Origin of the sequence: Xenorhabdus budapestensis (assembly GCF_002632465.1) — a bacterium.
Classification (GTDB): Bacteria; Pseudomonadota; Gammaproteobacteria; order Enterobacterales; family Enterobacteriaceae; genus Xenorhabdus; species Xenorhabdus budapestensis.
In genome coordinates this window covers 92,568-118,756 of the sequence record NZ_NIBS01000011.1, presented here as the reverse complement: position 1 = coordinate 118,756, position 26,189 = coordinate 92,568, and the positions used below count along the sequence as shown (strand labels likewise).

The following is a 26,189-nucleotide window of genomic DNA, read 5'->3' as shown; positions in this document are numbered from 1 at the left end:
AATGTTATTGTTGGCATAATTTGTTTCGCCGACCGACACCAACCAATACTCTGAAGTGTGGATACCGTCTTATGGAGCAAAACCCGCAGTCACAGCTAAAGCTACTTGTCACACGAGGTAAGGAGCAAGGCTATCTGACCTATGCTGAGGTCAATGACCATCTGCCGGAAGATATCGTCGATTCTGATCAGATAGAAGATATCATCCAAATGATCAATGACATGGGCATCCAGGTAATGGAAGAGGCACCTGATGCCGATGATCTCATGTTGGCAGAAAACACAAACGACACCGATGAAGATGCTGTAGAAGCAGCAGCGCAAGTGTTATCCAGTGTCGAGTCAGAAATCGGTCGTACTACCGATCCGGTTCGCATGTACATGCGTGAAATGGGTACAGTTGAGCTACTGACTCGCGAAGGTGAGATTGACATTGCAAAACGCATTGAAGATGGCATTAACCAAGTACAGTGCTCCGTTGCCGAATACCCTGAAGCTATTACCTACCTGCTGGAGCAGTATGACCTTGTTGAAGCAGGTGAAAGCCGCTTGTCTGATTTAATCACAGGATTTGTTGATCCTAATGCAGAAGAAGATCTTGCACCGACAGCTACTCACGTTGGTTCTGAACTGCCTCAGGAAGAGCTTGATGATTCTGACGATAATGACGATCAGGATGATGATACTGACAGTGAAGACGATAACAGCATTGATCCAGAATTGGCTCGCCAGAAATTTCTGGAGCTACGTGAACAACATGAAACTACCCGTCAGACAATCAAAAAATACGGTCGCAGCCATCCAAATACTGCAGCGGAAATTTTAAAACTGTCCGAAGTATTCAAACAATTCCGCCTTATACCAAAACAGTTTGATTACTTGGTTAACAACATGCGTTCCATGATGGATCGCGTACGTCTTCAAGAACGCCAAATCATGAAGATGTGTGTTGAACAGAGCAAAATGCCGAAGAAAAACTTCATCACTCTGTTTTCTGGCAATGAAACGAATGATACATGGTTTACTGCTGCAAAAGCGATGAACAAACCATGGTCTGATAAACTGCTGGAAGTTGAAGAAGAGGTAATGCGTAGCCTGCAAAAGCTTCGCCAGATTGAAGAAGAAACCGGCTTAACTATTGATCAAGTCAAAGATATCAACCGTCGCATGTCAATCGGTGAAGCAAAAGCCCGCCGTGCGAAGAAGGAAATGGTTGAAGCAAACTTACGTCTGGTTATTTCGATTGCCAAGAAATACACCAACCGCGGTCTGCAATTCCTTGACCTGATCCAGGAAGGTAATATCGGCCTGATGAAAGCGGTTGATAAATTTGAATACCGCCGTGGTTATAAGTTCTCAACTTATGCTACATGGTGGATCCGTCAGGCTATTACCCGCTCTATTGCGGATCAGGCGCGTACCATCCGTATTCCTGTACATATGATTGAGACGATCAACAAACTCAATCGTATTTCCCGTCAGATGCTACAGGAAATGGGACGTGAACCGTCACCGGAAGAGCTGGCAGAACGTATGCTGATGCCGGAAGATAAGATCCGCAAGGTACTGAAAATTGCCAAAGAACCAATTTCCATGGAAACACCAGTTGGAGATGATGAAGATTCACATCTCGGTGATTTCATTGAAGATATCACATTGGAGCTGCCGCTGGATTCTGCCACTTCAGAAAGCCTGCGTTCTGCTACCCATGATGTGCTGGCAGGCTTAACTGCACGTGAAGCGAAAGTCCTGCGTATGCGTTTTGGTATCGACATGAACACTGACCATACACTGGAAGAAGTTGGTAAACAATTTGACGTAACCCGTGAGCGTATTCGTCAGATCGAAGCTAAGGCTCTGCGCAAACTGCGTCATCCAAGCCGTTCAGAAGTACTGCGCAGCTTCCTTGATGACTAATCAAGGGATCTCTTGCTGAAAAACCTGAAAAGCGTCTGCTCCGGCAGACGCTTTTTTATTATTCATGCATAGCTTTCTCTTCACGAATAAATCCCTGACATTCAAATAATGGTTTAAAACCGATGCGACGATATAAGCCATTTCCATCACGCGAAGCCTCCAGATAACATGTAGTCGCACCATAAAGCTTAGCTTCTTTCAACACATAGTTAATCAAAGCAGAAGCACACCCTCTTCTCTTCTTTTCCCTCACTGTACTGATATCATCAAGACGAATATATTTGTCCAGCCTTGATAAAGTTAAGGCACAGATTGGCTGACCATCTATATACAGAACATAATGTTGCAGATACTTTCCAGCATTCAAGGCCACCTGATGACATTGTTGATACTGTCCGGAAATAAAATGACCTATTTCAAATGCACTTTCTACCGGAATAGCCCAATCAGTCAAACAGTGGTCAACACGCCGGATTTCATATCCTTCAACACCCTCATCCGCAATCTGCCAATTCATCAAATCGAGCTGCATGACGGTAGTTATGCTATCAGGATCAAACACAAACCCAGCCTGCTGGATAACCGCTAAAACCTGATTACCAGGCACCGCGGTAACAATCAAAAACGGTACATTCGCTTTCTCATCAAGTAACTGAATCCCTGTTTTTAGCTCTTCTGCGGTTTGTTCATATTCATCTACCACCAGCAAAAAATTTAATGCATCAGTTTCAACACCTGTGACATAAGCTCGAACTCCAGCACCGATATGTTGATACATTCGGCTGATAGATGAGAAAAAATAATCTTCCAGTTTACGATGGGCCAAAACGGCCTCTGATAAGTTGTATATGCTCATATTTGAATTACAAAAATATTTTTACAGGAAAATATAAGAACGGTTTCAAATCAAAAAAACACGAAACATAACCAACAATATCTTTGTGTTCAAATAATAATCAAAACACAATAAATAACCAGAGAAATTTATCAAAAAGGCAATCAGTATCTCTAAAAAATATTTTATAGTGGCTATAAATAGTTTAAATACGTTAAAAAGCACTGATTTTTGTCTATAAAACGCGCATATGAATTTTGAGGACTAGACCTGGTGCCACACTGTACCGTATAATTCCTCCACTTCAACGGCCCCTTAGCTCAGTGGTTAGAGCAGGCGACTCATAATCGCTTGGTCGCTGGTTCAAGTCCAGCAGGGGCCACCAGAATTATCAAGGGGTTGCATCAAAAGTGCGACCCCTTAGTTTTTTCTAGGATACCCATAGGATACCTTCTGGCAGTAGCGCGAGGTATAACCAATTAATACAGCTACGGTAATGAGCCGTTGTCGTATTCCTCTCTGTGACATTTATCACATCTCCTGAATATACGATGTTTGCCTTTCTGCTTCCCTAATCGCCACTTGAAATGCAAAACGCCATGATTTCTAAAATGGCTAAGATTGAATCTCAAGAACTGATGAGTAATTATTCCAGTGGTTTACTGCGAGCATGACGCTCAATTAATCGGCCATACGAATCAAAATAGCGACTCGGCCAGATTTCTGAGGGATGTATTTCGAGATAGTTAGCAATTATCCATTCGCCTTTCGGCCACGGACGGCTAAGAGTATTTGCTAGTGTAGATGAACTGAGTCCTGCTTCACGAGAAACAGCCGCTAGGGTTGTTCCACGCTTACGTAATGCAGCAATAATATCGGCTTGATGCCAGTCTTTTTTTATATCAATCATTCCTGCTACCCCTTCCATTAATTGAACATTGATGGTGGCAATTCAGACAGGGTTAGCACTACTGGGAGCTACCTTCCAGCGAGGCCGAAGCCTCCCCTGCCTGAATCGCCATTGAATGGGCGATAGCAGACACACTGGTAGAAACCTCCTACCAGTGGATAGCTCTTTGCAAGGGTGCTAATCCTTGACCATTGGATTTTGCCAATGGCTGGGCTACTTTAACTGATTGGTTTATCGGACTCAATAAGCGAATCAGTATAAACGCTTAACTTTTTGCGTTATATCTTATTAAGCGCGTTAAGGTGCTACTACTGTTCTTCACTCAAGATAAATATCTGCTCTGTATTCAGGCCCATTGGAAGCTTTTTAGGCCTGTTACTATTCGGTTGGAGATGAAGAGCCTATGATATTCCGAAGGATATTGGTTAGACATCCATGTCTAGATTGGTATGTGATCGGTAGTAGTGATATTTGAAGATATACACTGTTATAAAAAAACACCAATACGAATCAGTATGATATTTATTCAATTATGGTAAGAAAAATTCATCTCTATAAGACTAATATCCGATAGCTATATATTGCACTCGGGAACCTGACCAATTTCCCAGCGAGTCGTGAACAATAATTAAAAACTCTTCTTTAGATCTAATTTCAGCAGATATACCTTGCCCCCAATCACCACCTCTAACATAATTACCAGTTACAACAAAGCATTTGTTTTTAAATGGAATTGAGAATTTACGCACGTCTATTGTACTTGTTGAACCGATTACAACCCCCCACTGAATCATTAATCCACTAGGAAGCATTTGATACCCAGATTCATTAAGTTTCGCATCAAAACTGTTCATATCCGGTACTTGGTTTGGTCCATTCCCTACGGCTCTATAAACTAATTCAGATAAACCAAGATTCTTTACAAACTCCGCTTTATCCGGGATATCTGCCCTGTTCTGCTTCTTCTCTAAATAGAGATTTGAGTTATTATTGAGGGCGTTTTGGTTGGCTATATTAGCTAGATCATATGCTTTTTTAACAGCTTTAGATGTTGCGACGGTTATTTCACTGTCACTATCTGCTTCATTACTTAGTGTAACAAATCCCGGTTCTACCTGAGTTGCGTAAGGATGATTGCGGCTCTGGGCGTGTTCTATGATCGCGTCCTTCACATATTCGCGAGTTGGTACAACTACAACGTTATCTTCTAGGATTTTTGATTCAGGCTTTTTATCTTGCATATTTATTCCCTCATCTAATCAACAATACACATTGCTAAATAACATGAAGGCGGTGGGAGACTTCTCCGCCGGTGAACATCAATAAAATTGGTTCATCAATATTGGAGAGTACGGCTTGACTAACATTTGATAGTTAGAATGTTTTGTCGGCAGGATGACATAATATAATAGAGAATAAATTAATAAAATTTATTTAATGGCTAATAAGATTTAGTGAAATAAAGGTGAAATATCTCACCTTCTGATCATTTGATTTTATTAAACCCCATCAAAGATATCCAGTCTCTGCTGCTGTTCTTCACTTAAGTTAAACGCAAACTTTTCATGTTCTACTTGCCATGTGCCAAAACTCATCAAAAACGCAATCGCCGGATCTATCTTGTTCGCTGATTTCTTTTTATTCGGTTTGATATTAGCGTTCGCATCCGTTTCCATCACGACATTAGACATCGCCCACGCCAGCACCGGATCGCCGTTGTGACGAATGATTTTGCGGTTAACAAACACCTCAGCAGATTTCGCCACGGGGCTAAAGCGCACATAGGTTTGCGGGAATGGCTCAACATCCAGCCCTACACCCTGTAATTGTGTTCTAAGATGCGTGGCGTTCCATGTATCAAAACCCACCAGCTTGATATCAAAGTGCTGGCTATCATTGAGAATATCATCACGGATACGATCATAATCAATGCAATCGCCTGTCGTGGTGCGTATCCAGCCTGCCTGTACCCATTGGCGATAAACAGCCCGGTTCTTATTGGCAGGATTCTGTAGCTGGGCTTCGGGCAGGTAATGGCGAGTGAGTAATAACAGTTCGTTATCCACAGGGAAGGTGTAACAGACGCTGGTGATATCGCCTGTTGAGGATAAATCTAATCCGGCATAACATTCTAATCCTTTGAGATCGTTTTCATCATAATCTGTCTGGCAGGCTTTCCAAGCGCCTTCACCCATCCACGGCGTTTCGCCCTGACACCAGATATTAAAGCGCTTGGTTAACATTTCTGTCCATTGTGAGGGAATGCCCCGTGCTTTCTGAATTGTGTCATGTAATGAGGTGCTATCTACTGAGATATCCAGATTTGGGTTCGCTTTTATCCAGAGCGTCTCATCATCAATCTCGTTCTCGTCGTCCAGTTCGTAGATCAGGGCAAACAGCGATTCGTTTTGTTCTTCGCCATCCAATATCTGGCAACAATAATCATAGTGCTGTTTACAGGCTGAGATCACGTTACTGCCCGCTGTGGTAATGGCAAACAGAATACCTTCGGGACGTGCCCCCATCCCCAGTTCAAGGGCAGAATAAACGGCGTTATCCGGGTGCAAATGATATTCATCGATAATCGCCAGACTGGGGTTAGTGCCCTCAATCGTGGCGGCTTTGGCTGCCAGTGGTTTTAGCAGACTGTTGCTCTTCGGGTAGGTTATTTTGTGTTGCTGGATAACAACCCGTTTTTTCAGGGGCTTTGATAACAGGCACATCTGGCGGGCATCATCGAATACAATACGTGCCTGATCCCGACTCACGGCGGCGGTGTAAATATCCTGCTGGCCTGACTCCATCACCAGAAACCAGTTTGCCAGTATCGCGGCAACGGTAGACTTTGCATTTTTGCGCGGCACCTGAATATAAGCACTGCGGTATTTTCGGCGTTCGGTCGCTTTGACCTTGAAGCCGAGAAGGTTAGCAAAGGCGAACTGCTGCCACGGCTCCAGCATAATTGGTTTACCCCGCAAATGGCCTTTGACATGTGGACAGTAACGGGAAAAGGCAATGAAACGCTCTACAACTGCCGAATCAAACACATAAAGCGGGTTATTCAGGTCGTTAAAGTAACGTTTCACCGCCTGTTTTACCCGTTTACAGGCCGGAATTGTGCCGTTTTCGATATCAAAAGCGTACTGTTCCCATGCGTTCATAGTCGGTCTAGCTCGTCCTCTTCCTCTATTTCTACCGGATTTTTCCGCCGTGATACAGGGTCAAAACCCAGCAACGCCGACATTTTTATCATGATTTTTTCAGCGTCGGCTTTGGCGCTCAGTGACGGATTACGGCTTTCACTGCCCTGACTATTCACAATGCTAAAGCCCCGGATATCAAGATCTGCCACTGCCTTTCGGTAAATGGCATAGTTGACGCAATACAGCTCTAAGTTATTCCAGTCGGCGGCGTTCAAATCTTCCCGCTCGTTTAAGATTTTGCTTTTGGCCTTCCATTGACTGGCGGCAATCTCATTTAAATAAGTAGGCGGTTTGGGTGCTCTTGCCATAATGTTCGCTGTTCCTTGTGATTTTATTTTCAAAAAAATTGCCGGGCGTAAAAATTTGAGGAGGGGGCGGTTCCGCTATGAGGGGCGTTTGTCATTTTTGATACCCCCACTCCGTTATTTCATTTGGTTATTATTCTTGTGATAAATAATCGTGCTGCTTCTGCCTCCTGCTCCCGATAAGCACCTTGTTTGCGCCTCGCTTTGGTGAGTGGGTCTGTCTGTACCGTCTTACGGTTATGGCAGGCATGGCATAGTGCTTGATGATTGGATGCAGGCCAAAACAGCACATCCGCTTCACCCTGTATTGGGATGATGTGATCCACAATGATTGCAGGTGTGTAGCAGCCTTGCTGTAAGCAATAGACACATAACGGATTAGCTTTCAGGTATTGCAGCCGATAGCGTCCCCATCGGTTACTGTAGCCACGTTCGGTACGTGTACCGCGCTGCCTGTTTGGTTCCCGTCGATGTTCCTCACAGCGACCGGACTTTACCCGTTGCTTACAACCGGGATAGCCACAACGTCTTAACGGTTGCCACGGCATCAGTAGATCCCCACATCACGATAGACAGACCACAACGATTTGATAGTAAAAGGCACTTCTTTGAGTTCAACATCAGTCGCCATCTCCCGATTCTCATACAACAAACCGATATACAGCAGGCAACCAACTTTAATCGCCGGGGTAAAAGCCAGATCATCTCCAAATCGCTTACCGATATGTTGCTGGCAGACTTCAAGCGCGGCAGCGGCATAGCCCATGAGCAAGGCATCATTAAGGGTATCGCTTTCATACAATCGGCAATGTTGTTTGATTTCGCTCAAGGAAATTTTAATCTGGCTCATCGGAATATACCTCCCTTGCAAAGCAGCTCTAGGCGGGTGTGTTTCGCATCGGGGATGACCGCCATAATGTCGAATGCCGTCCCTCTGGTGTTTGCTCCGTGATAGGTAATGTTGTTCGCTGTGGTCACATCAGCACGATAACGCAGCCAGATACGCACGGTGGCTTCTGAGAACACTGCGCCGGATGCCACCAGCTCCCGCCCGCTAATGGCCTTGACTTCTGCCCAGACGGTGGCAACATCCACCCAGTTATTGATGATACCGCCAAACGAATCACGCGTACTTTCATTTTTACGAATAGTTATCCGATGCCGCAATCTGCCTGCCCTCATGCCTTGCCCTCCGGTTGTTGCTTGATTTCCACCGTTTGTTTCCATGCCTGACTGAATTCATCACCACCGGCACGGGGTGATAATCCCTCGCGTTCACGGGCTTCGTTCGGGCACATCACACCGGATTTAATCGCCGTCTCATAGCTCTGGAAACGTTCTTTCGGATTGGCTCGCAATAGATCGGCGGTATCGAACTCAACTTGGTAGCGAATGCCTTTTGTTGGTGAGTTCATCAGTAAGGAGGATTTGATTTGCTGTTCGAAATTAGCAAGCCACGGGCGCATGGTGATTGTCAGAAAGGCGCGTGATGCTTCGCTAAAATTGCTGTAGGTACTGTTCGAATATTCTTGCAGGAAGATCGGACTGATATTGAACATTCGGGCAATATCGTCAATGGTGAAACGGCGGGAGGCCAGCCACTCCGCATCCTGATTGCTCATCCCCAATTGCTGGTATTCCATGCCACCTTCAAGAATGGGCGTTTTGCCTGCATTGCGAGCGCCTTTATAACGTTCGAGGGCTTCCAGCGCCTTATTCCCTTTGATGCCATCCAGCCAGTCAGCGGCTTTAATCACGCCCGCCGCCATCATGCCCTCTTTCATAATACTTGCGCTGTGACGTTGTTGTGCCAGTCCCAAACCCAGTGTTTCACGGCAAATAGTGACAGGCGAACGCCCTAAAAAGCCGTCTTCCGTGGCATAGCGCAAATGCAAAATTTCTTCCTGTAGGTAAGTTCTGCCCTTGCCGCTATAAGGCTCGGTGGTGGTGTAAGCAAATCGATGATCCGATAACCGTTGAGGTACAACAGCTGACGACGGGTAAGGATGCAAAGATTGTGGCTGTCCATCTTTTCCCCAGACAATCACAGCATAGGCATTACCATTCAGTAAGCAATGACGCATCAGGGTTCGCTTAAACTGAAACGGGGTCTGGCAATCGCAAATAATCTACCGGATGCTCGCTCAACCATTCGCGGGATTCTTTGCCGTGCTGGTGCTGAACCCGATACAAATAACAGGGCATAGTGGCGACCGCTTCACTAATCACCGTAATGGCATTCATCACCGCAGGCAAACCCTCGGCGGTCGAGGGTGAAACATGCTCGCCGGATTTGGTATTAGATATGCCTGCCAGAGAAAAAATTCATCCATCGTCATGCTGCGCCGTTCTGGGGTACTTCGCTTAAAAGACCACATCATCACACCTCGGATAATTGCAGCCAGTAGTGACACAAATCAGCATCATAGGGCTTAACCGCATTGAGTGAACGTCTGGCAATTTCTACGCCACTGTCAGGATAAGCAGGTAAACTGGTGATCGTGATTTCCCGCAGTTCGGCTTCTAAGACGGTTCTGATATAAGGCGTTTGACCTGTATCCCACTGATCTTTGATTGCCCTGAATCCAAAGCTCATCCCAGCGATATCGCCACGTTCAACCAGTGTCAGTACATCGCGCCCTAGCTGCGTATCTGGCGGGGTTAATTCGAAACGTAATCCGGTGGCATCTTCGCTCAATTGCAACGTACCGGACGTAGTACGGCCTAGCAGGTTCATAAAGTGCCCTGATATCTGCGCCTGTGGTTAAGCTGGCGCTAAAGGCATTCGGAGCAAACTGCTCTACAAACTCATCCCATAACACTTGTGATCGGCTGTTCCACTTAATCACATAGCCTGTCAGTTTCTTATCACTAGCAGATAGCGAGGCAGTGCGGATTTCAAAATCATTCTTCATTCGATAGACTCCATGACGTTAAGAGGCATCGCGCCCCTTATCGTTAACCCGCTTTCGTACCTTTGATTTCCAGCACCTTAATAGCGTTGGAATCCACCAGCCCACCACCTAAATATTTATCGGTGTGAACCTTATAAAATCCCGGCTCGGTGATATTGTCGGGACGAGTACGAATACCCGTTTGATGGTCAAGGATGAAGTAACCGCGTTTGAAGTCGCCCAGACTAATGATGTTATCGGGCATAAATTCGAGATAATGGACAAGCAAACCCAGCAACATATCAGGATCACCCGCTTGCAGACGTTCGCGCCAGATATAATCGCCATTACCGTTTTTCAGTTTTTGCACATTGGAGGCAGTTGTCGAATTCATCACCCACACCGCGTTCTTACGGTATTTATTTTTGAGCAAGAATTTCAGGTCAATCAAGCTATCGGCTTCAAAGCTGGTAACTTCCAGCTTTTGCAGCGTACCGAACGCACGTATCTTGTCGGCTTGGGTGTCACGAGGGTAAGACAGAAATCCTTTCGCTTTCTTGCTGCCGTCACCACTCACCAGATCTGTTTCTTCGGTGTCTACAAAGGTGTCTGCAATTTCAGACGTCAGCCAGCCTAAGATATCTACATCGCTGAAATCGATAATTTCCTGTGTGGTTTTGGGGTAGGCATAGATAGGAAACAGTTTGATGCTGACTTCTTCCATCTTTGGTGTAGCCGTCTCACCGCGTGCCTTGCCTTCTTCCGTGTGGGCTACGGCTGCGCCACCGACCGAAACAAGCTGTTTATGCTCGTTGCTGCGTGTGGTCTTAATCGTACAGATTCGGCGCATGACGGACTCATCAGCCAGTTGCTGCATGATCTGTTTGTTCAGTTCAGGGATAACGGTATAACCGCCGTCTGTGGGGACTCCTGTAGACAGGGAACGGGCTTCACCAGTCAGAATATAGTGGCGCAGCTCGTCATTGCTGAGTGTTTTACTGGTTGGCTGATTCTTTGCCTGATTGCGTTCTTCATCAGATAAAACCTCATAACGGGCAATTTCGGTATTCAAAGAATCAGACTGATTGCGCAGCTCGTCGAACTGTTTGGCTTCATCGGCTGTCAGGGAACGTTTTTCGTCTTCGGCTTTGGTGAGCAGCGAGCGCATTTGGTTGGTTAAATCGGTTTTTTGCTGACGTAATTCGAGTAGTTTTTTCATTGTGTTTTTTTGGAGTAGTTATTTTCTTTAAAAGACTATTTAACACTGTGAAAAATAATAAAAAAGCCTCTAAAATTTAGAGGCTAAACAAGGGAAAACATGAATACAGAATATTTACAAAAATTTTCACTCTAACTTATTTATATGGATGCTCTCATATCCATAATCTGTTGGATATATAAAAGCATCGGTATTAGGGGTTGGAAAACCAAATGAAGCAAAAAATGCCTCATATGATATTGATGTAAATGGAGAACTCTTCCATATACTTTTATTTTTACTATCATATAAAACAATGAAATATTTATCCCCCATAACGAACTTAAACATTGCATATGGCGATATTGGTAATTTTCTATATACCACTGCGGTATATTGACCATTTTCATCCTTTACTTCAAATTCCTTATTCCAATTACCAGAAAAGAAAGTTGATGGAAATAACATCCATATTATAAAAATAGTAATTAGCAAAAAAACCAATAATGGTTTTTTAAAAAAAAATTTACATTGAGTTTTCATAGGTGAATGATTCTATTTTGTGGTAATGGATCCATCCATAAGATATCAGAAAAAACCATAAAATCGCCGCCTTCATTATGCTTTTTCTGCCATTTTCTAAAACTATCATTAATTACAGGAACATATCCATTGTATTTAATCCATAGGACCATCCAGCTTCCACTGGCATAAAGAGCCGCATAATCAACGGAGCTAACTTTATCTAATATACCGTTTTTACTCCAAATTCCCAAAGGTTCATTAGAGCCGACGAAATCATAGGTGTCTTTTAAATACATACCAATCTGTTCGGTGACAAAAACATCTTTATTATTTAATTTATCCACGTGGCCTTTAACAGCTACCTTCATATTAGAATTGCCCATAGCACCATACCAATCGTCAATCGTATCAAATTTAGAACCAAATCTTCTAGAATTAACCACTGAAAGAGTATCTATTTCTCGTATATCCTTTTCATATCCTAATGTTTTCTTTCCACCTTCTTTTTCTAATTGAATTTTTAATTGGTCTATACCTGCATTACTTGCCCAACCATTAATTAATACATCCATCACATCTTTAGGTTGTTTATATTTCAGTGCCCATTGCATTTTTATGATGGAATCATTAATCCTTTCATTTGGTATGTCTATTGCTTTACCTGTAACATATTTGGTTTTTACTTCTTCCGTAAATGTATAGGCAGGTTTTGTATTAAACCAATGGCGCATTAATTTTGGTGCCATCTCCCAGCCCATTTTTTCCATTGCATCCGGGATTTGGTTTAAATAAAAAACATCGGTTTCAATTTCTGTTGTTTTTCCGCCTTTAACGGTTTTGGTCTTAAAAATCGACATTATCAAATCCCTATTTTTGTCTGAAATAAATATTTAACTTCAATATTTTCTTCTTTTTTGGCATCAAACTGTTTTGTCATTCCAGATGTTTGACATATTCCCTCAATCAGTCCCTTGTCCGTTTCCACACCATACGCAATATCTTGGCAAGCATCCCCTTGATGTTTCAGTATGAACTTATGGCTAAATAGAGCCACAACAGCTTCTTCAATCAATGGCTTCACATTCGAGAACCCAGACAACAGCGGCCTGCCTTCTTCACGCCCGGCTAATTGTGTTATGCTGTAGCCCGAAGTCCCCGCTGCAATGTGGTTACACGAGATAGACTTGTAATCGAACATCACCACTTCATGGGGGATTACGTCGTTGTCATTGATGGAATGGGGATAATTGTAGGCCAGATTGACAATCGTAGCGCCTGTCAGTTTAATTTCGTAAAAGAGTTCCAGTTGTCCCATCGGGCTTGTCCGGTAGTGCATAAAGTGCGCTTCCAGTAATTCGTTTCCGTCGATTGCCATTGCTAAGAGAGGTGAGGATTTATCAATGGGCTTGGTAAAGCTGACTGGGTGATGATGCGCGTTCTGGTCGCGGCTTACTGAATGGCTGACACTCAGTACCTGTATTTCGTCTTCCCGGCCTGTCTGATAACGATTTCCGATGGATTCAGGCGTTGAACATCCCGCTGAAATTAATCCCTGCTTCTTGCCTTTTAGTGATAAGTAGATAACGTGTGACATCTTGTCTCCTGTGATCTGACTTTCGATAAAATCGAATGAATGAAACAGGATACAGCAGGAATATTTATCTATTCTAGCATGAAGAAAAATTCAGCAGTAAATTTGTGATTAATCTCTGTTCTTAAATAAAATCAGAATATTACATCGTTTAAATTTCTGGTAATACCAAATCAGGCTGATACCTTATTTTACTGTCTCCTATCATCCAGCTTTTATTTACCTGCCAGAGATACCCCTATAAATCTTTTTCACCCTCTCAGTTATGCACCCTCTGCACATCTTTCTCAAAGCCTTGCTACATCTGGGTTTGCAGTAATTAATATGATATTCATTCATTGAACCCTCTGTTCACCCTTTTTTTACCCTAATGAAGAGAATGTATATTTGATGTATAGCTAAGAAATAACTATACATCTATTATTTTCTTTTAAATACAGATAGATATTTAAAATTATGTATGGAATGCAGACTTAAATTCAAAAAGTTTATAGCGGGGATTTAAAGCTCCGGCATTCAGGCAATGACTGCAACCACTCTTCGGCTTCTTCCGATAACTCAACGTTATAAGAGTAACCTTTCTTGGTTCGCATTTTCTAATACTCCTTTTTGTATTCCAGCATAATTTTAGGCAGAGATTCGCCGAACTTGGTCAGTGTCAGCGGGCGTTCAAAGCCGTGCGCTTCCATAAAAGAGAGATAAGCATGATATAAATACACTCTCGGTGCGCGTGGGCTGATGTTCTTAGTGCCCATCTTCATCCCAGTGGACTCATTGACGGTTACCAGATAACCGCAGAAACGATACAATGGATCGGAATTGCTTTTCACCATTAACGCTTCGTTAGAATCGCGCTGTGCCTGTAGCAACTTTTTAGCTTTGTTCTGGTCGGCAAATTCGTTTAATAAATGGCGGATAATGACCGGCAGTTCCCGGCTGATTTTCTCCGGCAAGTGTGGATCTTTCTCTGACTCTTTAACCGGAATATTAAACGGGAATATTACCCGCCGCCGGGCAATACCTCCGTTGCGTTCTGTAAAACTCATCGATTCATTATTGGTGGCTAATACAACGGCCTTAATTACCGTAGAAAATTGCTTCTCATATTTCCCGTCAACTTCGATTAAATCACCGCCAGTAATCGCCTTAATGCCAGCCCCTTTACCGACATATTTAACCTGATCGGGCAGCGTAATCAGGCTTTTCCCGACAAACTGATAACGCCCTCTGGCTTCGTCCAGCGCCTTCATATTGCCACTGGCGGTATTGTGCTCACCTGCTAATAATGTCGCAATATAAGTAAACACACTTTTACCGCTGCCGCCTTCACCTGTGACTTCAATAAATAACTGCCAGTCATAACGGTTTGCCAGGATCATAAACAGGGCGGATTTAATGCGATTCATCTTGTTTTCATTGCTTCCCGCCGCATGGGATAACCAGCGATAAAAATCTGGGGCATGGTCTGGTAAATTTTCACCGACAGCAGGCGGGGTGAATGCAATACCGTTATGATTCATTAACCAGTGTTCCGGCTGGTGTGGGGTAAACTTTTGAGCCGATAAATCATAAACACCATTATGAAATCCGATTAAATCCTGCCGTTACTCTCCGATAACTGGCACTTGTAATTTCATGGCATAGATAGCGTTATTAATCCCGTTTGGGCTGTAAGGGGTTTCGTGCTTGTCAAAAATTGCCACCATTGCGCGGCGCAGCTCATTATCCGACACGGTTTCCCATGTTGTACCGTTATAGTGGTAAACCATTTCGCTATCAGGATTAACCGCCACTTTGCCGTACCGCTCAACCAATAGTGCCCCGCGCTGACTGGCTGCCATTTGTGCCAGATTGTTATTGGCCTTTTTGAGCTTCGTTTCGTGGATAATCACCGCTTCTGCTTCCATGAGTTTTTTCTCTCCAACCTGATATAACCCGTTGCTGAATGCCTGCGTTGCTGACTCAATGCCGTGATGCTGGCGATAATCGTCCCAGTCAGATTTCAATGCCGTAGGTAGTAGCGCGACCCAGCCGTTAATCGCTATAGCGGCCTTTTCTGCCGCTATCTTACCAACGTTCTTTTTTAACCTGCCGTTTTTGTCCCGTTCTTCTGGTTCGTGCCAATCGTTATCAGCAGCAAGGATGATTTTTGCGTCTGGCCATTGCGCCCTGACTTGCTCGGAAACAGTCAGTAAATTGCTTTCATCAATCGCCGCCAGCACGACGCCTTTATGTAACTGCCTAACCGTTAAAGCGGTGGCATAACCTTCGGTGATGATGAAAGTGTCTGGCGTTCCGGTAATCTCGGATACAGGGATAAAACTCCCTTTTTCTGCGTGCCTGTAACAAGGCGTTTTTCACCGTTTGGCTTGATGGTCTGTGCGCCCGTGGTTGTGCCGTCCAGCACCTGAGTCACCAACAATAAAGAACCATCTTTCAATAACCGCTGATTGGGGCATTGCAGCCCCTTTTTAGCCAGATACTGAGATTCACCTGTAATAAATGTTGCAACCAGTGCCGCTATACGTTCAGTAATCGGCTTCACTGTTCGGGGCTGCTCTTTAGCTGGCTTGGGTTCAGGCAAGGGAAGTGCTAACACATCAGCTACCAACTTAGCGGCGGAAAAGATGGCTATCCCCTTAGTTCTTGCCACTAAATCCAGCCCGTCACCGTGATTGGGATCATCACACTGGCGACAATGCCAATCGCCATGATGGTTATCATCGATAAAATGAAAGCGGTCAGTACCGCCGCATATCGGACAAGCACCATGCTTACCCTTTGCCGGAACATCAACACCACAGGCTGGCAACAGGCTTTGCCAGTGATTGATGGCTGATTTTTTTACGTTACAGATAAAGTCTATCGGGTGAATCTTGTCGTTATTTTTATATGAAAATGTTTTGCTCATGGGTTCACTCCCTGTAAACAACAGCAAATAGTGAGCGATAGACTTCCTGATTAATATCACAGGCCAATGCAATCAGATTATTTAAATCGACAGAGCATTCGGTGCTGGCTTTTTCAAGGATGACATAAAACAAAGAGGTTGCCAGACCTGCCCGAAACATGGCTTGTTCCAGTGACACAGGCTGCTTATGTTCCTGCTCTCTGATAATTTCAACAGTAACGGATTCACCATCTGGTATAGAAGCACGACGAATATTATTAGCGGCGTTTTCTGCACCACGTAACGTTTTATATCGGTATCGAACCGTTTCTTTTTTTGTTTCGCCAGTCTGTTGATTTGTGGTGGTAACAATGAGTTTAAACATGGCTTACCTCCTAAATGGAGGTAAAGCATATAGGAATGCTTTTAGGCAAACAGACTTTGCCCTTTCTGGTTAGAAAGGTATATTGATACATAGCTACCTCGATAGTGTTGATATCGTTGGTGGTTAGCCCTCGCTCAGTGTTGGTAGCACTGTTCGGGGGCGTTGATTTTATAGGTTTTACCATGTTAAGGTGACCACCTATTAAAGATAAAGCTAATTCAATAGGTGGTCACTTGTCAACAATAAAACGAGACAAAAGCCCTAAAGGTGATGGACAATCCCCACAATTTAGAATGCGTATAACTCCAGAACTGAAAGAACAGTTTGAAGATGCAGCCCTAAAATCAGGAATGAGCCTAGCTAACTGGCTTAAAACTTTGGGACGTAACGAACTAGAACGATTAGGAATTAAACCCAAAGGCTGATCTGAATAAATTTTATTAATTCGGTTCATAGATCTTTTGTCCTAAAAATTAATTATTTCGAAGGTGACTTTTGCAATGTCACCTTTTATTTTTTCTTTTTATTAGGCTGTCTGAACACGGCGAGTTGAAACCAAATAACCATCAAGATCTGATTTTAAATAAATAACTTTACGACCTATCTTATGGTATGGAATTTTTTCTTTTCCTGTATACGCCCAGTTAGCCAGCGTTTGTGCAGTGACACCAAGATAAACTGCGGCTTCTGCTCTGGTGAATTTTTCTAAGGTTGTTGCGGAAGGATGTATTCTCATTTTTAGCACCATATATTATTAATTATCAGTAGTGATAGATTATTTATAAGTAACAATTTAGGACAGAGATTCATCTTGTATAACACTGTATACAGGAGAAGAGCAGGTTCTTTTACAGGAAAACCATTAACTAAAAAAGTATAAAATGGTAAAAAAATAACCATTGATACTAATTATTTTTTTTTACATCTCTAATATACGATTTGAATCCATCAGCCAACCCATTATGTAACAATGAAAAATAACAGTGACATTCACCATTTTTTATGGTCTTTAACTTACATTCACACTTGTTAAAAGCTTTAAATTTTTTTCCATTTACCGTGATCAATGTTTCATAATCATATGGTAAAAATACTGCTATCCTAAACTCATCTTCATGTTCGTATTTAATTGATTTAGCGAAAACTGCATCCTGTGAAGATAATGTTCCTAGACCAGCATTGTCTGTGTAGTAATACACATTTTTTGCAATTACCTCCCCTTTAAACTGTGTTTCAAATATGTACTTTAAGAACTCTATAAGGCAATTAACATTAAATTCAATACATACGTCTGCTTCAAATTTTTCAAATAATTCAGAATCATTCTTTTTATTACTAAAACAAATACATAGACATGGTCTCACAAAAATATCAAATTTTATTTGACCAACAAAATCCTTTGAATCCAGATCTATATTATTAATAGAAAACTGGTATGATTCAGGAGGAAACTCAAAATGCTTTACCTCCTCATCATCTTGCATATTTTCATTTTCAAGTCGTACATAATGTCGAATATCACAAAGCCTAATTCCCCCATCACCTTCAATTAATCCTTTCAAGTATTTCCATTTTCCATATAAGTATTTGTACATCAAATCCTCCACTAATCCACCACATTTTTTCCATAATTAATTTTTAGCACTTTATTCTGATAATTGAAAAAGAATTCTTCGTTTATCCTCATCACTCATTCCAGACAGAATAGAAATAATTTTTTGATCTAATACCTTTTTATTCTCTACTATGCCAGCATGTTCCAGTATCGCCAGCTCTATTCTTTTAGCTGGCTCCTGCAATTCATCAGCACCAAAATGTAAATACCCTTGAGTAACATCAGCACTACGTAATGTTCTGTGATTCATTAAGCGCTTCAAAATATAGTTACCCACTCCCACTAATTCGGCTACTGTACCGAATGTACGGCGGGCATCGTGCCATTTGAATGGTATTGGTTGGAGCATATCTAAATTTGGTTCAGGGACAGTAGCTGCGCTGATACGATCAATGATATGACGACATTCTTTGATAACACCTCTCAGACCGGGAAAAACAAAATCCTGTTCTCCCTGTTTCATTATCAAACGCCGACGAAACAAGTTCCTTAAGGTATCAGTAATAGGAAGTTCAAGCGGATCGCCATTTTTGGTTGTTTCTATCCAGAAATAACGCCCTCCCATATTCACACGATCCCACGTAAGGTTGAATATCTCCGATTTACGTAATCCGGTAAACATAGCCATTTCCACCGCATCACATGCAGCGACTGCAACATCATCTCTTCCATTTTCGGCTTTATCCCGAACAGTGGTCACAGCACTTAACCAGAGTGCAAGTTCATGTGTTCGGATACGATCAGTTTTTCTTACCGTGCCATGCCATTTACGCTTTGTACTCAAAACGGCAGTAGGTGGATCAGGGAGTAAAACCCTTTCTTCTTCATCTCGATAATGGTCATGGGCAAAACGATAAACAGCCCTTAACGACCTAGCCCATAAATCGGCCTGTGCGTTACTACCACTCCCAACACCCGCACGTAACGTTGCTTTATCAGCACCAAACCAAACACTACCCTCAGTGATTGCTTTATGCCTGAGTTCGACACGTTCCCTGCTTATTGATGCTAGTGGTTGTTGCAGCCAATCACCGGAAAAGTTCTTTAATATGGAACGATATTGATTGGCAGTAGTGAGTTTTAATCTATGCCCTCTGTTAGAAATATAGGTGTCTAACGCTTCAGATAATGTCACTACTGCTTTTTCATTGATACGCTTAACAACATTGGGGTTCTGGCCTGTAGTGGCTACTTCACCAAGAACTTCAAGCGCCTTTGCCCTAGCATTATCAATAGATAAATCAGGAAATCGCCCTAATGTGGCACGGATAAACTTTCCTTTTCTCTTTCTGGAAATACAGAAACTTTTAACTCCAGTCGTACCGATACGAATACGTAACCCGTTTACCACTGTATCACTATACTCAACTTGCCCACGTTCTGCGGGTGGCAGGCTTTCTAGTTTAGCTTTCGTGAATTTGAAAGTTTCCACATCTGTCCCTCTATATTAAAAAAGTAAGAATCAACTTTTCTATTGTTACCAAACGATTAGGGTATCTTGTGAATCGCTTGCAGACGCTAGGATACTTATAGGATACCGTAGGCAAGTATTTTAGGTTATTTATGTGGATTTATACAGTAGTTATAAAATTTGTAATTAATTGAAAATTAATAACAAGTATAAATAAATAAAACCACTTACTCAGTCTCATAATCGCTTGGTCGCTGGTTCAAGTCCAGCAGGGGCTACCAAATTTTATCTGTTAAATCAGCACATTAAGCCACTTTTTAGCAAGTGGCTTTTTTGTTTTTATAGACCAGTGGTGACAAAATGGCGACAGGGATTTCTTAATATTTCATTATCTCTTACTCTGAAGGTAATATGAGTTTGCCAGTAGTCGAAACCAGATGGGAGATCGAAATAGAAAATAATGCTTTCAACATTACTACAGTAAAAGAAGTTGCTGAGTATACAGTCAGAGGCCCTGAGCAATATGAAATGAATAACCTATTAAATAGTGGAGAATGGGTTTTGCTATCTGTAGCACCTGGTGTTGATGAAGACGGTTATCCGATGCACAAATATTCTTTAGGAAGAATTTCCGAATAAAACTTTCTCTAAAATTAATCAACCAGTGCAATGAATTACTGTACTGGTTTTTTCACTCCCCTACAGTCCAATTACCTGATTTCACATAAGAAAATTAACTAATATTTAATAATTGCCCCTTACCCCGCGATCCACTTTTGATCCAAAACATGCAAGCGGGTGCGGTGTAGTGCGTTTTACGTCAGGTTTACTTTTATTTCATGGGGATTGTACAGCGTGAACACGCCACAGTAACGCAGATCCAAATGAACCATAGCGGCGAGTAGTGAATTGAGGAGTGAACGGTGCTGTGTGCGTCTGGTGACGTTTGATGAGGGGATAAAAATAAACCCCGCCGAAGCGAGGTCGATTTGTCTAACCAATCACAGGCGAATACTTCTGTTTCAGTCCATCGGATTTATGGGCTGTGTTTCTGATGGCGCTGGCGTTCTGTGGTGTCCCTGTGTTGTGATGGGTATGAGCGGCGGTCAGTTCCGCCAGTTCCTTGACCACATCCAGTGTCTCTAACATCAGAGTCATGACGTTAAGTTGCTGGCTGCCTACCCAGACCACAGGTGCGACGATTTCCTGTTTTACGCCTGCGATGCTTTGTTTAAGCAGGCCGATTTTCTCTATCAGCTTTTGCCCGACTTCGACATTAGCATCTTTCCCCACACAGGCAAGGTAATTCGAGGAGGCCGCCAGACTGTAATCCCCGTCAGCCACTTGCTGAACTGCGCCTGCCAGTAGGGTTGATGTACCTAACACCACCGTCTTATCCGTAGCCTGTATCGTGGTGTCACGGGCTACCACGGTGCGGGCTTCCGTGTCAGCCTTAATTTCGCGATGCATGGAGGATTCATTAATGGTCTGGTCAGTCTGGCGTATCCAACTGCCTTCCTGTGTCACCCGCTGTGAGACTTCCGCCCGCTGCTGCTGCAACTGTTCACCGGGCTTGATATCAGGCAATGTATTGCCCTGACTCAAGGTCTGGCGGATAAAAGGTTTGTCCGGGCGCCCGCCTTCAAACGCAATTTCAACCACCGTGCCAATGGGCGGGTATTGGAACATCCCCGATTCATTGCCCGCCATTGGCAAGGACAGAGGAACGGCACGATAAACCGGGGCGGCGGCATCTTTGCCATTATCATCCAACAATTGCACATCGACCGCATAGCGCGGGCGGAACGGGTCGGCCATATCGCCGCTGGTTGTGTTTTCGGTATGTGCCTCAATGCGGGCGAATTTGGGCAGATGCGTGCCCGCCGATAATTCCGGGTACGCTGCATCAATCTGACGCTGGGCGGGGGTTCTGTTTTCCTGCTGGCCGTTGGGCAACCATGTGATAGTCATGTTTTCATTGTTCAGATTGACCTTACTCAGCCGCTGCTGATTGACCACAAACCCCGGTCGCAATGATTGGATCATCGGAATGGTCATAGCATTACCCGACGACTGATTATGGCTGAATTCATTGGGGATCTCGACGGGCTTTCCGACAAACATTGAATGCTTCCAACTTCCCAGATAAACCGAACCATCTGGTAATTGGTGCCAGATATAATCTTCAATGGTAAAGACCAGTCCTAGATTCGCCAGCAATTGGTAACCCGTGCCATTGTGGGTGTAGTGTGGAATAGGTTTATCTGTATAAGTCGCATCCGGTAGGGTGAACGTTAGCCCGCTATGCTCCTGCAACCAGTCCGCAATCTGTCGCAAAGTCGGATGCTGAAAAGAGCATGACCACAGACGGTCAAACACGCCAATCAACTCACGCACAAACAGACGCTGGTAGCCATTCTGGGCAGGTTGTGCGCGCTCTACATAGCCCGTAAACCAGCGTAACACCAAATCCGGGTAACCCACATCCAGACGGACAAGTTTTCCAGTATAATCGGTGGTTGTTTCAGCCGTGATAAAGCCCCGGCCACAAGATGACAGCTCCAGCATGATATTGAAATCAACCAAATGAATTTCATCACCGGAGAGATAAAGTCGGCTAATCGGTGTCATTATTTGGCTGGTCCTATCCAATCATTAATCGGCTTTAATACATGGCGTTCAAACCAGCTTAATTCTTCCGACTCTTCTTTGACTACACTTCCTCCATGTCTTGTTTGTTTTTTCGCTTGAATATTGCTGGCTGCACGAGAATCACGTTTTTCCGCCACAGACAAGTGCTCCCTGAGTGTGAAAGAAACCTGCCATGCCTGCTTGCCGTCCACCTTGCTGGCATCAATCGTGCCCGTAAAGGTGCCAATACGAAAGTTAATAGCCTGTGCGGTCAGGTTGGCGACCCGGTAGCGTTTCAGGTTGCCACTGTCTTTGGCTTCCGCCAGCGCAAACAGGCGCGCCAGGGTTTTCTGTTCGGTAAAGGGAATAATGCCCGTGATACGTAGTTCTTTCGGCTTAATCCCCTGTTCAGCGACTGCGGTACTGGAAGACTGCCCGCTCTGGTCTTGATCCTGAAACATCACTGACGGCGTGACAGTCAGGCTTTTTAACGGAATGGCCTCACCATCAAGGGCGAGGATGATAATTTGGCTCATGTAGCATCCTTTCTAATGGGCGAATATCGTCCCCGGCAAACAGAACCGCCAGCGTGTAAACCGCGTCCGGTTCGGGGATATTCTTACGTAACTTTTCCGCCACATGTGCGCCGTTCCCTTTCCCGGAGAACGCCCAGACCGTGGCTGACTTTCCCGCCAATCCGCTCATGGCATCGGTGACGTGCTGCAACGCGGATTGTCGGGCGGCAGTAAAGGCGGTTAACTGAGATGTTAACCCGGCGATACTGCTACCCGCACTGGCCTGCGCGTTGGCGTTGGCGATCAATTGCGCATTGACCGCCAGACGGCTGGTTGCGGTGGATAAGGGCTGGGGCAGCGGTAAACCGCCACCCAGTTTGCCCGGCAATTGCATTTTGGTCGTGGCCAGACTTTCCGCCGTCTTTGCCATCCGTTTGACCTGAGCAAATGCAGGCAGCGGTAGCACTGATGAAAACTGCGTGAGATGCTGCATAAACTCATCATACGTTTTGGCACACACCATCAGTATCAGGCTGTTGATATCGCCTGCACCCGTGAGTTTAGTCGCCAGCGTCTCAATGGCATTGGTTGGGCTTAAGTAACTGCCGCTGTCAGTCTGCTGCCCGATACCGTAAATAAACGGATGAACGGGCACAATAGCAGCCGATAGCCCCGATAAATTCGGGGACAGTTGCAGAGTTTTACGCTGCCAGTGCATTACTGGGATTGCTCCGGCCAGTGAATATCAGGCGCCTTTGATGTGTTTACACGGTTTAATAAAACACGGTATTTTTTCCACGCTTGCAGGGCGGCAATTTCTTCGTCGGATGCCAGCTCAACATCAACCGCATCCTGTAAATAAGTGAGGGTATTATTTGCCTCTTTTAGTCTTTGTGCTTTTTCATACTCGGCGTGTGCAATCAGCGCGACTTTTTGTGCGTCAGTGTCCGTGACCCAGTTTTTGCCGTCCCATACATCAAAATCCGTTTTGGGTTCAGAAAGTGTCAGCGAGGGTGGCAAATCACCAAGGAAATCAATCTCTACGGGCTGGCGATTGTCGGTATTGTAGGCTTGTTTACCGCGATGGTCAGCAACATATACCCACGACTTTTCATCTTCACTGCGGATCACCGCAATCGCTGATTCTGTCGGTAAGTCAGGCTTATCCCGGTAAGCACCGCCAACAACTGAGCCGCCGAACGGCACATTATCCCATGATGCATGAATATATTCGCGTGTCATGGGGTCGCAGATATAGACCTCAGCCCAGCCCGCAATGATGGCCAGTCCCTTATCGTTGAATTGGGCTTTTTGAATCGTTGTTGTGTATTTCATTATTTTATCCTCGTAATTAAAATTTTAGCCACGTTCTTCATACGAAATTCGTGTGCCGTGGGGACTTGCCGGGCGGCATTGAAGTGGATGGTGCCGAGGACATCGGAGGGGCCGGATGACATCGTTTGACCCGCCCCTTCTTTACTGAAAACCCCGGTCGTGAGTGCCCCACTGTCAGCCCGCGCGGTAAACGCACCTGTTAAGTTTCTCATGGCATCATCCTGATAGGTTCCCACGGTTCTCCCCATATCAATCTTCCTCCCATTGTCAGCGATACGGATGGCGTATCCGCGGTCATCGGGTAATTTCAGGTCTGGAAATATCCTGGCTAATTCCGGGTAGTCACTGGCTGAAAATTCACGCCCTTCGTTAGGCCAGAAATCCGCAGGGATGGGCGCGGATGAGTTCCACAAAACAGTGCCGCCGACAGGAACACCCACTAATTCAGTAGAAGAGGAATCAATGCGTAAGTAACCACTTCTATCCACTTTCGTGTTGCCGGTGCCATACAGGTCATTCTTTTTTCTTTCGTTGTTATTCAGTAACACGGAGGTCACTTTGACATTAGCCGAATTAAAATCAACCGAGAGAATGGCGGAGGTGTCCCCCGTTCTCATCAACAGGCTCGGTGAATACCGATGAGCTAAGGTCGTGGTGGTATCATTTCTGAAAATTTGCGAGAGACTGGATTCTCTCAGTAACACGGATTCCAGTGCCTTCTGGTTGTGATTGTACAGCACCCCTTTCCCGGCGAATCCATTGTCCCCGAGTTGCATGAGTTGACCACTCCCACCCGGTAACAAATGGGTTGTGGATTCTTCGCCTTTTCTTCTGGCATTGATGCGTACAATGCCGTCATTGGTGACATCCAGTTGCAGGGATTGATTATTTTTATTATTGACGACCTGTATCACATCACCATAAGAAGTGATATTGCCTCTGATATCGATACTGCCTGAAATTTCACCACCCGTGTGATTAAACTTTCCCGCAAGCCCCGTTTTAAGGTCTTCTTTTGTGGCATAGTCACCCTTCGTCTGTTTGGCATTCAATCCGCTTTGCACTTCCTGCCATGTCGCATAATCGCCTTTGGGTTGCTTTGCATTCAGGCCGCGTAATAATGCCGCTTTCGTGGCATAGTCCTGTTGAACCTGATTTAAGACTTTTTGTAGATCAGCAATATCACGGGCATTTAATGTTCCCTGACGGCGTAAGTCAGTCACATTGCCGTTTCCGTCAATCAGGGCAATAGCAAACACATAATGCGGATATCCGGCTGCATCCACGTAGTTTTTCTGGTCATTTGCAGCCGTAATTTTAACAGTGGTTTTCCACTGGCTCACCAGATTGCCCTGATAACTAAAATCGGCATACACACGGATATTACGCAGACTGTTTAATGTCTGGTCAAATTCCAGTACTCCACGCAGCCCACCGACATAGGCCAGCCCTTTTTTCACCAGATACTGCTCGCCCTGACGCACCACCGCAAAGCCATCCCCAAAAAAGGCGGCTTCACCATAACTGTCGGTATTAATCAGGCGCTGCATTTCGTCAATGCCTGTTAAACGGGCGGTAAAATCAATCTGCCATGTTTCTGCTGTGGTGGTAATCGCTGTTTCTGTTGCTGCACCGTCAAACTCCAGCAGGAAAGAGCGGGTAAGGACATTGCCCTGCAAGCCGTTAGCGGTTTTGATTTTTTTCTGGGTGGGCGCATGGGTGATCATACCAATGACACCGGAGGTCTTACTGATAAGGCCAATCCAGTTAAAATCAAAATTACCCACTTCGGTGCCCAGTGTGACGCTGTAAGCCACCGCGTTCTCACTGGCGAGTCCGGTTTTATTGACCGCCTGACGGTGAACAATCTGGTTTTGAGCAGGCAATTTTTCACTGCGACTGAATTCTTTCGACGGATCAAGGTTCGGCACATTGGCAAAGACAAATTCATCCAGCACCACAGGCTGACCTGCGGCCACTTGCTGGGCTTTCCATTTTTCAAAGTCTGTCGTTATCACTGAAGACATACT

At 44.4% G+C, this 26,189-nt stretch carries 24 protein-coding genes, 1 tRNA gene and 3 pseudogenes; 4 read left to right on the top strand and 24 right to left on the bottom strand.

The annotated features are described in order from the left end of the window. Nucleotides 1-71: 71 nt before the first annotated feature. Complete coding sequence (gene rpoD, locus Xbud_RS11665) at nucleotides 72-1,916, top strand: RNA polymerase sigma factor RpoD (protein WP_099136221.1); 1,845 nt, start codon at nucleotides 72-74, stop codon at nucleotides 1,914-1,916. 58 nt (nucleotides 1,917-1,974) lie between these two features. Here rpoD and Xbud_RS11660 read toward each other — a convergent pair whose 3' ends face one another. Then, the gene (locus Xbud_RS11660; RefSeq protein ID WP_244589926.1) at nucleotides 1,975-2,742 is read right to left on the bottom strand and encodes a GNAT family N-acetyltransferase; all 768 of its coding nucleotides are present in this window, start codon (nucleotides 2,740-2,742) and stop codon (nucleotides 1,975-1,977) included. Between the two features lie 318 nt (nucleotides 2,743-3,060). Here Xbud_RS11660 and Xbud_RS11655 point away from each other — a divergent pair. Beyond that, nucleotides 3,061-3,136, top strand: a tRNA-Ile gene (locus Xbud_RS11655). A 261-nt stretch (nucleotides 3,137-3,397) separates the two neighbouring features. On the opposite strand, the gene Xbud_RS11650 is transcribed toward Xbud_RS11655, so the two are convergent. The 15 genes and pseudogenes from Xbud_RS11650 to Xbud_RS11580 form a co-directional block, all read right to left on the bottom strand. Further along, complete coding sequence (locus Xbud_RS11650; RefSeq protein ID WP_099136219.1) at nucleotides 3,398-3,661, bottom strand: helix-turn-helix domain-containing protein; 264 nt, start codon at nucleotides 3,659-3,661, stop codon at nucleotides 3,398-3,400. Between the two features lie 560 nt (nucleotides 3,662-4,221). Further along, complete coding sequence (locus Xbud_RS11645) at nucleotides 4,222-4,902, bottom strand: gp53-like domain-containing protein (protein WP_211283521.1); 681 nt, start codon at nucleotides 4,900-4,902, stop codon at nucleotides 4,222-4,224. A gap of 258 nt (nucleotides 4,903-5,160) precedes the next feature. After that, the gene (locus Xbud_RS11640; RefSeq protein ID WP_099136217.1) at nucleotides 5,161-6,822 is read right to left on the bottom strand and encodes a terminase large subunit; all 1,662 of its coding nucleotides are present in this window, start codon (nucleotides 6,820-6,822) and stop codon (nucleotides 5,161-5,163) included. Next, nucleotides 6,819-7,172: a phage terminase small subunit P27 family gene (locus Xbud_RS11635; protein ID WP_099136216.1), complete on the bottom strand. Its 354-nt coding sequence runs from the start codon at nucleotides 7,170-7,172 to the stop codon at nucleotides 6,819-6,821. Before Xbud_RS11635 ends, Xbud_RS11640 begins: the two co-directional genes overlap by 4 nt. 119 nt (nucleotides 7,173-7,291) lie before the next feature. Next, nucleotides 7,292-7,717 carry an HNH endonuclease gene (locus Xbud_RS11630; RefSeq protein ID WP_099136215.1) on the bottom strand — a complete coding sequence of 142 codons (426 nt, stop codon included), beginning with the start codon at nucleotides 7,715-7,717 and terminating at the stop codon, nucleotides 7,292-7,294. Then, the gene (locus Xbud_RS11625) at nucleotides 7,717-8,019 is read right to left on the bottom strand and encodes a head-tail connector protein (protein ID WP_099136214.1); all 303 of its coding nucleotides are present in this window, start codon (nucleotides 8,017-8,019) and stop codon (nucleotides 7,717-7,719) included. The genes Xbud_RS11630 and Xbud_RS11625 overlap by 1 nt, the downstream gene beginning before the upstream one ends. Beyond that, nucleotides 8,016-8,351 carry a phage head closure protein gene (locus Xbud_RS11620; protein ID WP_099136213.1) on the bottom strand — a complete coding sequence of 112 codons (336 nt, stop codon included), beginning with the start codon at nucleotides 8,349-8,351 and terminating at the stop codon, nucleotides 8,016-8,018. The genes Xbud_RS11625 and Xbud_RS11620 overlap by 4 nt, the downstream gene beginning before the upstream one ends. Beyond that, a pseudogene (locus Xbud_RS11615) lies at nucleotides 8,348-9,547 on the bottom strand (phage portal protein). The gene Xbud_RS11620 and the pseudogene Xbud_RS11615 overlap by 4 nt, the downstream one beginning before the upstream one ends. 2 nt (nucleotides 9,548-9,549) lie before the next feature. After that, nucleotides 9,550-10,084 (bottom strand): annotated as a pseudogene (locus Xbud_RS11610) (HK97 family phage prohead protease). A 43-nt stretch (nucleotides 10,085-10,127) separates the two neighbouring features. Next, a complete protein-coding gene (locus tag Xbud_RS11605; RefSeq protein ID WP_099136212.1) occupies nucleotides 10,128-11,282 on the bottom strand; it encodes a phage major capsid protein in 1,155 nt (384 codons plus the stop codon). A 126-nt stretch (nucleotides 11,283-11,408) separates the two neighbouring features. Then, entirely contained in the window at nucleotides 11,409-11,804 is a 396-nt protein-coding gene (locus Xbud_RS20520; RefSeq protein ID WP_244589925.1) for a DUF6201 family protein, read from the bottom strand. Further along, nucleotides 11,801-12,643, bottom strand: coding sequence for a DUF6402 family protein (locus Xbud_RS11595; RefSeq protein WP_099136211.1), 843 nt, complete (start codon nucleotides 12,641-12,643; stop codon nucleotides 11,801-11,803). The genes Xbud_RS20520 and Xbud_RS11595 overlap by 4 nt, the downstream gene beginning before the upstream one ends. A 2-nt stretch (nucleotides 12,644-12,645) precedes the next feature. Then, the gene (locus Xbud_RS21115; RefSeq protein WP_099136210.1) at nucleotides 12,646-13,380 is read right to left on the bottom strand and encodes an Hcp family type VI secretion system effector; all 735 of its coding nucleotides are present in this window, start codon (nucleotides 13,378-13,380) and stop codon (nucleotides 12,646-12,648) included. Between the two features lie 485 nt (nucleotides 13,381-13,865). Further along, nucleotides 13,866-16,288 (bottom strand): annotated as a pseudogene (locus Xbud_RS11585) (primase-like DNA-binding domain-containing protein). A 4-nt stretch (nucleotides 16,289-16,292) separates the two neighbouring features. After that, nucleotides 16,293-16,652 (bottom strand): hypothetical protein, encoded by a 360-nt coding sequence (locus Xbud_RS11580; RefSeq protein WP_099136209.1) that lies wholly within the window; start codon nucleotides 16,650-16,652, stop codon nucleotides 16,293-16,295. 233 nt (nucleotides 16,653-16,885) lie between these two features. Here Xbud_RS11580 and Xbud_RS21345 point away from each other — a divergent pair, with 233 nt between their 5' ends. Beyond that, entirely contained in the window at nucleotides 16,886-17,077 is a 192-nt protein-coding gene (locus Xbud_RS21345) for a toxin-antitoxin system HicB family antitoxin (protein ID WP_422645745.1), read from the top strand. 101 nt (nucleotides 17,078-17,178) lie between these two features. On the opposite strand, the gene Xbud_RS11570 is transcribed toward Xbud_RS21345, so the two are convergent. The 3 genes from Xbud_RS11570 to Xbud_RS11560 form a co-directional block, all read right to left on the bottom strand. After that, the gene (locus tag Xbud_RS11570; protein ID WP_244589924.1) at nucleotides 17,179-17,388 is read right to left on the bottom strand and encodes a helix-turn-helix domain-containing protein; all 210 of its coding nucleotides are present in this window, start codon (nucleotides 17,386-17,388) and stop codon (nucleotides 17,179-17,181) included. A 169-nt stretch (nucleotides 17,389-17,557) separates the two neighbouring features. Further along, nucleotides 17,558-18,247 carry a hypothetical protein gene (locus Xbud_RS11565; protein WP_099136207.1) on the bottom strand — a complete coding sequence of 230 codons (690 nt, stop codon included), beginning with the start codon at nucleotides 18,245-18,247 and terminating at the stop codon, nucleotides 17,558-17,560. 51 nt (nucleotides 18,248-18,298) lie between these two features. After that, nucleotides 18,299-19,699 carry an integrase family protein gene (locus Xbud_RS11560; RefSeq protein ID WP_099136206.1) on the bottom strand — a complete coding sequence of 467 codons (1,401 nt, stop codon included), beginning with the start codon at nucleotides 19,697-19,699 and terminating at the stop codon, nucleotides 18,299-18,301. A 396-nt stretch (nucleotides 19,700-20,095) separates the two neighbouring features. Here Xbud_RS11560 and Xbud_RS11555 point away from each other — a divergent pair, with 396 nt between their 5' ends. Continuing rightward, nucleotides 20,096-20,317, top strand: a complete 222-nt coding sequence (locus Xbud_RS11555; RefSeq protein ID WP_169923061.1) for a hypothetical protein — start codon at nucleotides 20,096-20,098, stop codon at nucleotides 20,315-20,317. Nucleotides 20,318-20,671: 354 nt separating this feature from the next. Here the strand turns inward: Xbud_RS11555 and Xbud_RS11550 are convergent, their stop codons facing one another. From Xbud_RS11550 to Xbud_RS11530, 5 genes are read right to left on the bottom strand one after another with little or no spacing between them, the layout of a single operon-like run. After that, complete coding sequence (locus Xbud_RS11550; RefSeq protein ID WP_099136204.1) at nucleotides 20,672-22,309, bottom strand: hypothetical protein; 1,638 nt, start codon at nucleotides 22,307-22,309, stop codon at nucleotides 20,672-20,674. After that, entirely contained in the window at nucleotides 22,309-22,845 is a 537-nt protein-coding gene (locus Xbud_RS11545; protein ID WP_099136203.1) for a baseplate complex protein, read from the bottom strand. Before Xbud_RS11545 ends, Xbud_RS11550 begins: the two co-directional genes overlap by 1 nt. After that, the gene (locus Xbud_RS11540; RefSeq protein WP_099136202.1) at nucleotides 22,817-23,542 is read right to left on the bottom strand and encodes a hypothetical protein; all 726 of its coding nucleotides are present in this window, start codon (nucleotides 23,540-23,542) and stop codon (nucleotides 22,817-22,819) included. The genes Xbud_RS11545 and Xbud_RS11540 overlap by 29 nt, the downstream gene beginning before the upstream one ends. Continuing rightward, nucleotides 23,542-24,159, bottom strand: a complete 618-nt coding sequence (locus Xbud_RS11535) for a tail fiber assembly protein (protein WP_099136201.1) — start codon at nucleotides 24,157-24,159, stop codon at nucleotides 23,542-23,544. The genes Xbud_RS11540 and Xbud_RS11535 overlap by 1 nt, the downstream gene beginning before the upstream one ends. Further along, complete coding sequence (locus Xbud_RS11530) at nucleotides 24,159-26,186, bottom strand: phage tail-collar fiber domain-containing protein (RefSeq protein ID WP_099136200.1); 2,028 nt, start codon at nucleotides 26,184-26,186, stop codon at nucleotides 24,159-24,161. The genes Xbud_RS11535 and Xbud_RS11530 overlap by 1 nt, the downstream gene beginning before the upstream one ends. Between the last annotated feature and the right edge of the window lie 3 nt (nucleotides 26,187-26,189).